The organism is Peribacillus sp. NPDC096448, assembly GCF_044762675.1.
Classification (GTDB): domain Bacteria; phylum Bacillota; class Bacilli; order Bacillales; family DSM-1321; genus Peribacillus; species Peribacillus frigoritolerans_B.
Genome location: NZ_JBIWEU010000010.1, coordinates 169,402 through 182,757, shown reverse-complemented (window position 1 = coordinate 182,757; position 13,356 = coordinate 169,402). Strand labels below are relative to the sequence as shown.

General features: G+C 39.7%; 11 protein-coding genes, 1 tRNA gene, 1 pseudogene and 1 riboswitch. Of the genes and pseudogenes, 9 read left to right on the top strand and 4 right to left on the bottom strand.

Annotation, left to right across the window (positions count from 1 at the left end; genetic code table 11):
• Positions 1–21 precede the first annotated feature (21 nt).
• The 3 genes and pseudogenes from ACIQ0C_RS17900 to ACIQ0C_RS17890 all read right to left on the bottom strand — a co-directional run.
• Positions 22–301 (bottom strand): annotated as a pseudogene (locus tag ACIQ0C_RS17900) (amidohydrolase); the annotation flags it as partial.
• Positions 302–682: 381 nt separating this feature from the next.
• Positions 683–811, bottom strand: a complete 129-nt coding sequence (locus ACIQ0C_RS17895) for a hypothetical protein (RefSeq protein WP_258832991.1) — start codon at positions 809–811, stop codon at positions 683–685.
• Between the two features lie 1,183 nt (positions 812–1,994).
• A complete protein-coding gene (locus ACIQ0C_RS17890) occupies positions 1,995–3,326 on the bottom strand; it encodes an alpha/beta hydrolase family protein (RefSeq protein ID WP_403062362.1) in 1,332 nt (443 codons plus the stop codon).
• Positions 3,327–3,673: 347 nt separating this feature from the next.
• A riboswitch (M-box (ykoK) riboswitch) is annotated at positions 3,674–3,839 on the top strand.
• Positions 3,840–4,106: 267 nt separating this feature from the next.
• Between ACIQ0C_RS17890 and mgtE the strand changes: the two genes are divergently transcribed.
• From mgtE to ACIQ0C_RS17855, 7 genes are all read left to right on the top strand, one after another.
• Positions 4,107–5,465, top strand: coding sequence for a magnesium transporter (gene mgtE / locus ACIQ0C_RS17885; protein ID WP_402836995.1), 1,359 nt, complete (start codon positions 4,107–4,109; stop codon positions 5,463–5,465).
• Between the two features lie 312 nt (positions 5,466–5,777).
• Positions 5,778–6,806, top strand: a complete 1,029-nt coding sequence (locus tag ACIQ0C_RS17880) for an NADP-dependent oxidoreductase (protein ID WP_048684398.1) — start codon at positions 5,778–5,780, stop codon at positions 6,804–6,806.
• Positions 6,807–7,030: 224 nt separating this feature from the next.
• The gene (locus tag ACIQ0C_RS17875; protein ID WP_403062359.1) at positions 7,031–7,432 is read left to right on the top strand and encodes a hypothetical protein; all 402 of its coding nucleotides are present in this window, start codon (positions 7,031–7,033) and stop codon (positions 7,430–7,432) included.
• Entirely contained in the window at positions 7,398–8,489 is a 1,092-nt protein-coding gene (locus ACIQ0C_RS17870; RefSeq protein WP_403062356.1) for an FUSC family protein, read from the top strand. Before ACIQ0C_RS17875 ends, ACIQ0C_RS17870 begins: the two co-directional genes overlap by 35 nt.
• 124 nt (positions 8,490–8,613) lie before the next feature.
• Positions 8,614–8,940 (top strand): hypothetical protein, encoded by a 327-nt coding sequence (locus ACIQ0C_RS17865; protein WP_403062353.1) that lies wholly within the window; start codon positions 8,614–8,616, stop codon positions 8,938–8,940.
• A gap of 131 nt (positions 8,941–9,071) precedes the next feature.
• Positions 9,072–9,485 carry a YbjN domain-containing protein gene (locus ACIQ0C_RS17860; RefSeq protein ID WP_402836991.1) on the top strand — a complete coding sequence of 138 codons (414 nt, stop codon included), beginning with the start codon at positions 9,072–9,074 and terminating at the stop codon, positions 9,483–9,485.
• A gap of 190 nt (positions 9,486–9,675) precedes the next feature.
• A tRNA-Gly gene (locus tag ACIQ0C_RS17855) sits at positions 9,676–9,749 on the top strand.
• A gap of 610 nt (positions 9,750–10,359) precedes the next feature.
• On the opposite strand, the gene ACIQ0C_RS17850 is transcribed toward ACIQ0C_RS17855, so the two are convergent.
• The gene (locus ACIQ0C_RS17850; protein WP_402836989.1) at positions 10,360–11,028 is read right to left on the bottom strand and encodes a B3/B4 domain-containing protein; all 669 of its coding nucleotides are present in this window, start codon (positions 11,026–11,028) and stop codon (positions 10,360–10,362) included.
• 105 nt (positions 11,029–11,133) lie between these two features.
• Between ACIQ0C_RS17850 and queG the strand changes: the two genes are divergently transcribed.
• Complete coding sequence (gene queG / locus ACIQ0C_RS17845; RefSeq protein WP_403062350.1) at positions 11,134–12,273, top strand: tRNA epoxyqueuosine(34) reductase QueG; 1,140 nt, start codon at positions 11,134–11,136, stop codon at positions 12,271–12,273.
• Positions 12,274–12,470: 197 nt separating this feature from the next.
• Positions 12,471–13,328 carry an amidase domain-containing protein gene (locus tag ACIQ0C_RS17840; RefSeq protein WP_402836985.1) on the top strand — a complete coding sequence of 286 codons (858 nt, stop codon included), beginning with the start codon at positions 12,471–12,473 and terminating at the stop codon, positions 13,326–13,328.
• The last annotated feature ends 28 nt before the right edge of the window (positions 13,329–13,356 follow it).

Below are 13,356 nucleotides of genomic sequence, written 5' to 3'. Positions count from 1 at the left end.
GGTGTTGGTTTGGGAACATAATTATCGTTCTTTTAGTTCCGTTTTTGCCTTTTCAATTAACTCAGGATTCTGAAGTATTTCTACTGCAGTGGCCGCAATAACCTTGCCGGCATGAAGCATTCCTTTATGGGCAATGGATGTTGATCCGCGTGTAACCCCTGCCAGCTATACAAAGGGGACCCAAGAACAAAACAAGCTGTTGTGTATTGGGCAGTAGGAACAATCCAACTAACATCTCCCACATCGAGGAACCTGTTAATAACGATTGGAAGCCCTCAATTGGTTCTAGCCAATTTGCCAATGCATCACCTTGATTATCTTCAAAAGGATTGATTGTAGAGCAGAAGATCCTAAGGCAAAAGAATCGAATAAGCTAACTCAACATGATTTTAATATTCACTTCCGATATAAATATGAAAAACGGCCCTCTAATTAAAACTTTCTGGGGGGGCTGTTTTTCAGCACTCCAGTTACAGTTCGGAATATTTTTAATGAATTTGGCTTTTTGGAATCAATTGGTCCAGTGGACACAGGATAATTCAATGATTCGCCCTTTTTGGATTTAAGGGGGAAAATGACCTATGAAAAGTGTTCTTTTTGATCGCTTTCTGTCCAATAACAAAAAAGGTTGCCTGCAAATGAAACAAACCGGTCTGAATATGGCCGGTTTGTTTCAATTTAGTTACTCTGATTTAGAGCTCTGATCTTTATTTCTTTTATTTCCTTTGCTGTTGTCCCCACTAACAGGGGTTTGTCCGTGTAATTGCGGTGAATTTTGGTTACGGCTGCCTTTATTGAATTTTTTTGTCATGTCTCACATCTCCTTTCTTTTTTCAAATACAGTTTGTCCCTTTTTGGTGAACTTATGTTTCTCACTTGAAAGGAACATCTTTATCCAAATGATATTTTCATTCACGGCTATTAAGGAAGCTCAGTAAGGAGAATAGGTAGAATAATCATTACCTGTTGAAAAAAGGGCACAGCTGCATATCGAGTCAGGTTGGTTTTACAGGGGACTGAGTTAAAGTCTTAAAACGTATGTCGGGCCTTACAGTTTTCTGGAACCAGTAAGGGGAATTGTCATTTCGCCTGAGGGATCTTACCTAGACAAAGCGTACAAAATGGCTGTTATGATTGTTGAAAGTGCTAATTATGAAGATAAAATAATCGTAAGGGAATGTTCGGAAACTAGAGGATCTTTTAACTTAGTACATTCATGAGGTTTAAATTACTAATTCTTACTTTATTTTAAAAAAGCTTGCAGTAGTAGTTTGTAGCTCTGAAAAAAAGAAAAGCATATACAGATAAATGGTTTCAAGGATACATGTGGCATTCTTTTTTAAAGCATGCATGAGTGATACTTCCTTTCTTATTGTAATTTCATCAATTATACTAATGAATTTATACAAAATCTTCCTCTTTGTTAGATTACCTGCCATTGTTTTTTGGATGTACGATTTTGTTGAAAAAGGATCGTTCACCATTGCCAACTGATGCCATGTATATGAAGGAAGGCTATTATAAGTGGACAATATTTTCAATATATGTACTTTATGAAGGGTCAGTAGAATATTTACTTCACAGTTACTTTCACTTGTACCATTAATTCATATGAGGGAGCTTTTCTGGTTGCTGTTATTTCTTACTTAATAAGCGCTTTTTTTCATGCACTTTCAAAAAGAATATTAGCTTATAGTTCAAAAGTGGGGCAGAATATCTCGAAGAAAATATAAAAAAAGGCAGAATTATTCTGCCTTTTTTATCTAACTTTTACATAGTTATATAAAGTACTTTTCACTCATTTATTAAACTATTCAATTCTATAGTATCGATATTTCCTGGAAATTCTAAATGATCTTCATTTTCTGTTATAATACAAACATTTATGGATACCCAGGGCTAAGATGATACAACTTAAAAAGATTATTCATCCAAATATTGTAGGCACGAGAATCATTTGGGTGATCTTTGTAAACCCTGGGGAGGCACCATTCTCAATTGGTATTTTTACTGGTGATGTCATTTTTGTCTAAAAATTCAATGATTCCACTCATCAATCCAGGGGATAATGGTAGTTCAGGATTTGTATAGGTTGCTAGATTTCCCGCTCGATCTGCAGGGGCTTCTTTCAATACATGATTCATCTTTTCGAGTATTAGTAATTCAGAATCGCCTTTTTCCTTATGTAACGCTTTTGCGTTAGTTGCCGGCACCTGAATGTCTCTATTGCCGTTTACGATCAGAACAGGGGTATTCAGTTCCTTTACTGATTCTATCGGGTTATATTGAATCCAAGAAATCATGTAAGGTTGAACGGACGGACGGAATACACTCTGCAAATCAGCACTGACCGTCTCGACTTGTTTTCCTTGTTTTAGCTTTGCGAGTATATCTTTGGTTTCCGTTAATAACGACGGTGTAAGCTGCTCTTCAAGCTGTTTGATGAGTACTTGGTCAATAGGTTCGCCTGCACCCGCTAATGAAATGAATATGTCTGTTTCTGTTTTCTTCGCGGCTGCCATTCCAATTAAAGAGCCTTCGCTATGGCCGATGATGCCAACTTTGGAAAAACGGCCATCCTTTTTGGCAAACTGGACCCAAGCAGCTGCATCATCAATATACTGTTCAAATCTCAGGTCCTCTTCTTTTCCAGCCAATTGCATATTTTCACCAATTCCTCGCTTATCATACCTGATGCTTGCGATCCCTTTTTCTGCAAGACTCTCGGCTAACATTTTCAAACTATTATTTTTTCCGGGATTTCCAATGGTGTTACCATCTTTATCGGTCGGACCGGAACCCGCTATTATAATCATCACAGGAAAAGGACCTCCATGTTTTGGTGTTTCTAAAAGGCCTTTAATGGTTCCGTTCTTTAAGTCGGCCTGCACGATTTCACCTGATTCTTTTTCTTCAACTGCCTGACTGGATTTTTTGAGCAATTCAAAAGGGAAGGCTTGCCCTTTTTGAACAAATGTTCCTGAAATTTTTTCCTGATTTACTTTCCCATCAAACGTAATTTGCTGATTTTGGATTTTCATATCAAAAAACAAGTCTGATTCACTTAACCTTACATTTGTTAAGGGGAATTCGTTCAACCCTTGTACAGGAATGCTTATCGTTCCATCTTTCTTCGTAAAATGAACAATGATCGGAAGCGGTTGATTTGGGATCTTAATATTTCCTTCCCATCTGCCTTCAATAGCTTTCAATGAGCTCACTTCCTTCGATTTCTCTTCAACCTGTACCTCGTCCTTGGCTCTGCAACCTACCATTAATACAGCAGCACTTACGATAATGCATATAATCGGCAAAAGTCTTTTCATTTGAGCAATTTCCTTTCTTAAAATAATTAGAGATAAGAGGATATTTTATTAGGACATGTAATGTGTTTTGTTGTTTCAGTCATTCATATCTGTCTTCATTATAAGTAAGTTCCAATATAAAATTCCAATATTTTCCCTTATGGTCGCATTTGTTTTTCTACTTTTATCTTTGTGAAAAGGGAGGTTTTTCAAAAAATATCGAAGGGACATTCAATCAGACCATTTTAATCGGTGCTCAAAAGTCGGTGTTGTTTTCATTAAAGGTCGGGAAATCAGGCCGAAATTAGAATTATTTGAATCAAACATTGACATCTAAAAGAAACTCTTTTAGAGTGGATGTGTAAATTAAATATCCTCGTTAGGTGAGGCTCCTGTGTAGGAGATACGCTACTGCCCAAAAATGTCGAAAGACGCCAATGGGTCAACAGAAACCATCGACATAAGGTGGTTTTTAATGTAGCTGGCTTTGTCCTATGCCACACAGTGCTAAAGCTCTACGAATGGAGGAACTGGATTTATGCTTGTATTTGTCATTCAGTCATAGACGACTGTTTGTATTTGTCATCCAGACAATGAACGCATATATACCGTATTTCGCACCTTCATTTGTAATGGAGGTGTTTTTATTTTTTTCCTGGAGGTGGGGAATTTGGATAACTATTCACGACGACATACTCGTGAATGGAAACAAGATTTTGTAAGGGGAATAATAATATTTTTTTACTCTTAATATTTAAGGGAAATATTTTTTGGCTCCCCTAAAAAGGAGTGAGTGACAAGATGATTAAAGTCCTGACGGAAGATCAAATGACTTTACAGATCATAAAGGTTTTAAAAGAAGGTAAAAAGAAAGAATTTCAAGCAATATTGGAAGAACTTCAACCGTATGACATTGCGCGAATTTTTGAGGGGCTCCCAGAAAAACACCATACACGTTTCTTGTTATTACTTGATTCAGAACAAATCGCTGAACTGATTCAAGAAGTTGAGAAAGTCCATCAATTAAAAATTCTTGGTAAATTGGGAATAGAGAAATCCGGCCATGTAATGGATTTAATGGATAATGATGATCTAGCTTCATTGTTAGAGGACCTGTCCCCTGGAAAAATCGAAGAACTTCTTTCAGGCATGAAACAAGAAGAATCAAAAATCGTTCAAAATATCATGAATTTTCCCCCTGAAACGGCAGGGCGAATAATGACAAACCGTTTCGTATGGATCCCCCAACATTATTCGGTGCGTGAATCAGTTGAAAAACTGAAAATCTTTGCGGAGTTTTCGGAAACGATCAACTATCTTTATGTAATAGATAATGATAAAAAATTAGTAGGTGTTGTCTCATATCGGGATTTAATAATACATGATGAATCTGAAAAAATTCAAGATATTATGTATAGCCGGGTTATCTCCGTATCTGCATATGAAGACCAAGAAGAGGTAGCTCGTGTCATTGAGCGATATGATTTTTTGGCAATTCCTGTAGTTGAAAAAAATAATGAGTTATTAGGAATTGTAACCGTCGATGATATTATTGATATTGTCATTAAGGAAGCGAATGAAGATATTGAAAAATTATCGGCATCCGGTAAAGCTATAGACTTTGACACGAAGGCGCACGTGGCCGCATATCGTCGGTTGCCCTGGCTTATTTTACTTTTATTTATCGGTTTAGTGTCTGGAACCATTATAAGCGGTTTTGAAGAAACATTGTCCAAAGTTGTTGCACTTGCCTTCTTTATGCCGATGATCGCAGGGATGACTGGAAATACAGGTACTCAATCTTTAGCTGTTGTTGTAAGAGGCCTAATCACTAGTGATACGGATAAAGGAGTCGTGACCAGACTTATTATAAGGGAACTGAAAGTTGGTTTGATAATAGGCATCACCTGTGGAATATTAATTTCCATCATAGCTTATGTTTGGCAGGGAAATCCTGTTCTGGGATTAGTGGTTGGAAGTTCGTTGGTGATGACCCTGATTATCGGGACTTTAGCTGGGACCATTATTCCTTTGATATTATATAAATTCAACATCGATCCCGCAGTTGCTTCTGGTCCGCTAATTACAACACTGAATGATATACTCTCGTTACTTATTTACTTTGGAATTGCGACGATGTTCATTGCAAAATTGATGTAGACTATCCACGAATTAGTTCATTAGAAGAAGAGGCAGTAGCCCTGCCAAGCAGACAATAAAAATAGAGTATTTCAAGCTGCGGCCTTTTCCTGGTATCCAATCGGGGAAAGGCCGTTATATTTTTTTAGGGGAGCGAACCGTATATTGAAATGAAAAACATGGGACATAATAGGCTATAGCAAGTTTGGGGGTTTCAGGAAAGGCTAAAGATTGTTATGGAAGCAATAGCCAATCATATTCTTTGACCTATGAACTTCATCAGTGATACGCTTCTTTTCGAAATTACGTATTCAAAACCAAGGAGGAACAATGATGACACAAACCAAACAACAAATAATCACCCTGGCAAACCGTCCGAAAGGTATGCCTTCGAAAGGGGATTTTAACTTTGTTGAGAGTGAAGTTCCCACACCGAAGGATAATGAGATTTTAGTACGTACACTATATTTATCTGTCGATCCATATATGCGTGGCAGAATGCAAGATACGAAATCATATATTGCTCCATTTGAATTGAATAAGGTCATCACGGGCGGCGTTGTTGCTGAAGTTGTTGAGTCCAAATCGAATTCCTTCAAACAAGGGGATGTCGTTGTTGGGAATATCGACTGGGCAGAATACACAGTTGTCACCGAAAAGGAAATCCGCGTGATCGATCCCAAGGTGGCTCCGGTCACAACTCATTTAGGGATTCTTGGAATGACCGGTTTAACTGCTTACTTTGGTTTGCTTGATATTGGTAAACCTCAAGAAGGTGAAACGGTAGTCGTTTCAGGAGCGGCTGGAGCAGTTGGTTCAGTAGTCGGGCAAATTGCTAAGATTAAAGGTGCGAAGGTTGTTGGCATCGCTGGTTCGGATGAAAAACTTGAGTACTTAACGAAAGAGCTCGGGTTTGATGGAGCCGTAAATTATAAAAGTGATAGTTTTGCGACAGATTTAGCCAATGCTGTTCCTGATGGAGTCGATGTTTATTTCGATAATGTGGGCGGCGAGGTTTCCGATGCTGTTTTTACACTTTTGAATGCAAATGCCCGAATTCCATTATGCGGAGCGATTTCCTCGTATAACGCGGAAGGAAAAGATCTAGGACCGCGTCTGCAGTCGGCGATGATCAAAACCAGTGCACTAATGAAAGGTTTCACAGTTGGAAATTATGCCGCTAGATTCCAGGAGGGTGCTACGGAATTAGGTAAGTGGCTTCAAGAAGGAAAGCTGAAGTATGAAGAAACGATTATTGAAGGGTTCGAAAACACACCGGATGCATTTTTAGGTTTGTTTAAGGGAACGAACCTCGGTAAACAGCTTGTAAAAGTTGCGGAACCCGAATTCGCTCAACTATAAGTTTTATGGAGCTGAGGAAGGTCATTTGTAGTGATTTTAAGCAGCTTATAACAAAAGCGGCCTTTTCTCGATATTCAATCGGGAAAAGGCCGTTTCCTTTTAAGTAAAATATATTAGTGGTATCTCTTAAACCATATGAAGGATATTAATTATTAGAAGTCACTTCAACTGACATAGCCTTCACGAAAGTGTTATTGGAATCTTCAATGAAAGGATAACTGAAAATGAGTGAAAATAAGCACCCTTCCGAATCTAATAAATTGGATACAATACATACTACATTTAAACAGGCTTTTGAAATAAAAAAGAATCCATTTCCTTGGATAAAAGCACTAAGTGCAGGCATAGCTGCTGCACTACCTGTTTTTATTGGCTTATTATTCGGAAATTTAGCGTACGGTTTACTTGCAGGGATAGGAGGCTTCACTTATTTATACGTTTTTAACCAACCGTATCACCAAAGAGCTAAAAAGATTTTCTTTGTGATGGTGGGTCTTGCTTTATCTGTTGTTGATGGGAATCATCGGGGCCAGTGTTTTTTTTATATTTGGTGCTTTAAGGATTACCGGTCCTTCGGCGGTATTCTTCGTTTTGAGCTTTGCGCTTGCGACAGGCATGCCCATTGACCAAAGTCTGGCCCCATTGCGTGGTGGGCTTGTTTTAATGGGTGGGGCACTATCTTGGATAATTTGTATGTTAGGCTGGTTTTTCAACCCTCATGGACCAGAATCGCTTGCGGTTGAAAAGGTGTACAGGGAATTGGGGGCATTCCTTGATTCCATGGGCACCGAGACATTCAGAAGAGCAAGACAGAGAACGGTATTGGCGATGAAACACGCTGAAGATACACTGTTAGCCGGGTTTTCAAACAGGCGAAATCCAAATGAGTTGAAGCGATTATACCTATTGAATGAACATGCCAATGCCATATTCCTGGATGCTATGGAAATTTCCTTGAACAAAAAAATCGTGATGCCGCCAGAATTAGGTCAATCCGTTCGTGCCTTGGCCGGTGCCATTGCATCTAAAACAAAGAATAAAAAAAAGATCCTTCAACCTGACCAAATGACGGATGAGGTGGAAGGGTTATTCATGAAGCTTTATAATGCAGATGCCATCATGAATGAACCTGTCCAGAAAATCGATCAAGCAGCAACCATCTCCAAACCTTCTTTAAAAACCATTTTTCTTGGGGCTTTCGATAAGAATTCAATTGTTTTCCTCTCTTCCGTTCGATATGGAACAATCCTTACCATTGCGGCCATCATCGCCTATTCCGCCAATTTTAACCGTTCGTACTGGATACCCTTATCCTGTGCGGCCGTTATGTCGGGTCCGACCATCATTGCCACATTCCATCGGGCGGTCCAAAGGACTTTCGGGACGGTCATCGGACTCCTGATAGCAAGTTTAATTCTAGCAGCCGTTCATAACGAGTACATCATCGTTCTGATCATTTTATCTTTGACATTCATTACAGAGCTTTTCATCGTTCGAAATTATGGATTGGCGGCAATGTTTTTTACCCCTTCAGCATTGATCATGGCGGAATATTCATCTCAAAGCTATGATTTTGGTTTTTTTGCGACTGTAAGGATAACCGATATCATCGTTGGAAGCTTGATAGGTCTTATTGGGTCGGTGATACTTGGAAGTCGTTCGGCATCCTTCTCAATCATTTGATAGCCAAAACGATTCGTAGCCAGGGGCAGTTATTATTGATGGCGTTCTCTGAAAAAAATAATGACCTTGCAATTGATGAAAGCAGCGAAAGGAATAAAATGCAAACGAATATGGTGAATTATTAATGGTCTACAATGCATCACTTGGTGAGATATTCAAAAACAAAGCTAGATTGGAATCTCTTTGGCCCGTTATATTTTCGATAGAACAGTTGGGCTATTATCTAAATGCCAGTTTGAAATTATCTGAACGGCCAGTCCTTTCACAGAGGGAGCTTGCTCAGGTGCTGTATGTTTTCGAAACCATGGCGATAGCGGCAGATAAAAGTCGACCACTTACGAATAAAGAAGTGCCTGAAATTGAAGGATACTCCAAAATCCGCCAGGAAATTTTGGACCTGCAAGAAGCGCTTCAGTTTTGCGGAGAAGCAACTGGCCAATCAATCTATTAAGGGAGTTCATTTTGTCTCCCTTCCTTTTAATGTCGCCCCTATTAGGATGAAATTGGCAGGATAATAGAAAAGTCTGTAAAAATGCAGGTTTTCATTATAAAATGTACTTACAAACAGAAAGGTGATGAACCATGTCAAACGTTGCTAAATTTCGTGATTTTTTAACTAGTGAGAAAATCTATATGAATGAGTTGAATGAAGATGGCACCACCTTTTTTAGAGCTGAGCAAAAGTTAAAGGACGGGTGGAAGGTCCTTTTAGTATTTGCTTTCAATCAAGATGAAAATGTGGCGGACTTATTTTGCTTTAATGTCGCCGAGTTGAAGAATCCTGAAAAGAAACAGGAAGTACATACACTGTTGAATGAATATAATGCAAATTTTAGATATTCCAAGCTGTATGAAGAAAATGGGACCATATCCATTCGTTATTCATACTCCATTGAGGGGGATATCGAACCTGATCTGGCGTTCAGGAAGTTAATCATGCTGCTTGAAACGGCACAGCAGGTTTATCCGCGGTTAATGGAAGTCATTTGGTCTTAAATCATCAGATAGGTTGAAAAAGTTCTCTGAATCAGGGGACTTTTTAACATTTTTACTAGAGTGAATGAATATATTAACGTTACAATACGCTAATTATTAATTTTTTTTTAAAGAACTATTGCATTTTTTCACATTAAACTATATAATTAATTTTGTTGATTGGTAATTCGACAAACTTCTACAAGGATATGCGGGTGTAGTTTAGTGGTAAAACCTCAGCCTTCCAAGCTGATGATGAGGGTTCGATTCCCTTCACCCGCTCCAATACATACTCATAACGTAGGGTTTCGTTACCTGGAGAACGAAGCTTTGCGTTTAAATATTATTACAAGAATTCTACTGTTTACAGTGGGATTTTTTTATTGTCCAAATTGCCTGCATTTTATCGAAGCGGTAATACAGTATGTTATACCCGAAAAATGGAGTTTTTAATTTTTAATTATCCTCCATCCGGGAGTGTGTGGGGGTTCGATACAGTACAAACTTAGTCAATGTGATTAACTACGTTAGTAGAATCAGATTGACTAAGTTTGTGCTTTTTTGTTAATGGGGAAGCGAAAGGCATGCCCGGCTATGTAGCCATCGATGATTATCTATTCGAAAGGCAGAAAGTAACCATGTAAACTGGATAGCAAAAGACCCGGGAGGCGTTTAAGGCGAGGGGGCTTGGCAGACAGTCGGCGGAAAGGGAGCGGATTTTGTGGAATCAACTGGAATGTAATTTAAGAAAAAACCGTAGGCTAGACTCATCCCGAACCAAGTTTAAGACTAGGTGATCCTTGATGCTGATACTAGCGGACTGGTTTTATTAATTGGAACAATAATGAAAAGACCCCTTCCGATTGTGGAAAGGGTTTATATCCGTTCGATTTAATTATCCTTCTATAATTGAGTAAGTCCCTTCACCACCGTGAATTTCAAGGAACATTTCCATTAAGGATTTCGTTAACTGATTTGCTTCCGTGGTTGAAGTATTGGGTTGTAAATAAATGATTTGGATGGCTTTTTTCGTTTCTTCGGTGACTTTCGTGCGTTCTGAATCAACGTAAGGACTACCGAATGGGCCTTCATGGTCGGCTGAAGTAATCATATTTTCCATGGAATTCAAGCGGCCGTTCAAACCATCATAACCATCTGACACCTCGCCAATCTTAATCGAGATGTCTCCTGATAATTTTTCAGCATCATAAATGCCGATCGGAACTTCATATAACAGTGAGAAGAAATTATTCAAATCGATGGCCGAATGGATGGGTGTCAAGTAATTCTGTTTTTTTATGCGGCGGTAAAGGGCTTCCACGGAGGGACGATACCGTGACGGGTTTGTTCCTGTAGCCTTGAAAATTTCCCGCCACACTTTAATGCCGGAAAAGTCGGTCAATTCCTTTTCTTCAAGGTCGAAGAAAAGAGCTTCCTGAAATAATTGAAGTCTTCCTTTCACCATTTGCGGGGAGGGACCTACTTCGATGTTTTCATATGTAATGATCCCGACTTTGAATTCAGGGATTTTACTGCTAAGATTAGCTGATACGGTAATTTCCAACCGTTTCACCTCCAAAAATGATTGCAATTAGTTTATCATAGATAGCAATGGTTTGAAATGGATTCAAGCTTCAATGGGAATACTGAATGAACGTAGGTGATTAATATGGATATGAACTCATTCAAGCAAGAAGTGATTTTATATAGTAAGGAAATCGGCATCGATAAAATCGGCTTTACATCGGCCACGGCTTTCACTGAACTGAAAGGTCGGCTGATACGTCAACAGGAACTTGATTATCAGTCAGGGTTTGAAGAAGCCGATATAGAAAAAAGGGTAAGGCCTGAATTGATATTCGATAAACCGCAATCCATCATTTCGATTGCGCTTGCTTATCCTTCGAAATTGAAGGATGCTCCTCAAAGTACAAAAAGTGATCGCCGCGGGATCTTTTGCCGGGCTTCTTGGGGGACGGATTATCATACCGTCCTTCGTAATAAATTGCAGTTACTTGAGGATTTCATTAAAGATAAGGTGCCAGGGGCAATGACAAAGTCCATGGTTGATACGGGCGAATTATCAGATAGGGCAGTTGCTGAGCGTGCAGGAATTGGCTGGAGTGCAAAAAACAGTATGATCATCACACCTGAATTCGGTTCTTATGTATACTTGGGAGACATGATTACCAACCTGCCATTTGAACCGGATCAACCGATGGAAGATCAATGCGGGACATGCAATAAATGTGTCGATGTTTGTCCGACTGGTGCGCTTGTTCAGGGAGGACAGCTAAATTCCAAGCGTTGCATTGCGTTCTTAACGCAGACAAAAGGTTTCCTTCCGGATGAATTCAGGACGAAAATAGGCAATCGTTTGTATGGGTGTGATACTTGTCAGACCGTTTGTCCGAAAAACAAAGGAATGGATTTTCATTTTCATGAAGAAATGGAACCCGACCCCGAGTTGGCGAAACCGCTGTTGAAACCCCTGCTTTCGATTTCAAATCGGGACTTCAAAGAGACATATGGCCATGTATCCGGCTCTTGGCGCGGTAAAAAACCAATCCAACGAAATGCCATCTTAGCATTGGCCCACTTCAAGGACGAAACGGCATTGCCTCAATTGATACGGGTCATGAAGGATGATCCGCGGCCGGTCATCCGGGGGACGGCGGCCTGGGCAGTTGGGAAAATTGGCCGGGAGCAGGCCGTTTCCATTCTGGAGGAAGCACGAATGAAGGAAATGGATGAAGAGGTACTGGCGGAAATAGAGAAAGGACTGCAGTTTACCTTGGAAACAAAATGATATCTAAAATGAAGCCGCCCTGTAAATATAACGGGGCGGCTTTTTTGCTTGAAATATTCCGGTGCCTTCAAGGAAAATCTATATAAAAAGGTTCATTATGGTTATAGGATTGAAACTCCGACATTTATGAAGTTGTGTTTTTGTCCATGCCCTCGTACATACACATTAGCATAGATGGTAAGAAGGAGGGCATGAACTTGAGGGAACAATTGCAACGCCTTTTACAAGAAAGGGTGGAGTTTTATACTTCCGATGATCTGGAACGGGGTGAAAGGAAGTTACATTTGAAGAAGGAAATGATGAGGAACCGCGCTGCCGAAATTGTTCGGGTGAATGCAGCAGGCAAGGTCCATTCGAAGAAAAAGGAAGACAGTGATACAGTCCTGACATATCATGTGCATCTGCAATATTTATTGAAACAGGAAGATTCATTTTATATAGAAGAAGAAATGGAAGAAAGGGAGGCACGGTTTCGAAATGGGTATATAGTGGATGAACGTGAGCTGATTCCCAGCTTTGAATCCGAAGAGGCACCGCCAAAATGTGATCCAGGCGCAGATCGTCTCGCATATAAGTATGATCGAATGAAGGCAGTCCAATATGCCGAGCGTTGGTGGAACGAATTCAATCCCGCTTATTATAAATTCACTGATGATTGTACGAATTACATTTCACAATGTTTACATGCAGGGGGAATACCTATGTGGGGGGCGCCAAATAAAAATAAGGGCTGGTGGATAAGAGGGAAAAGCTGGAGCTACACATGGACGACGGCCCATTCTTTATATCATCTGCTTAAAGCCGGGAATGCCATCAGGACAAAGCAGGTGGGGTCGGCAAAGGAATTGAATTTGGGTGATATCCTCTGCATAGACTTCGAAGGGGACGGACGGTTTGATCATAACTTGATCGTAACGGCTAAGGATCAGGACGGGATGCCGCTTGTGAATGCACATACGATGAACAGCCGTCACCGGTATTGGACATATGAGGATTCAACCAGATATACACCGAACATCGTTTATAAATTCTTTGTGATTTTGGATGGAGGGTGATTGGTTTTTAGTCTTTTTTGTTTAATGC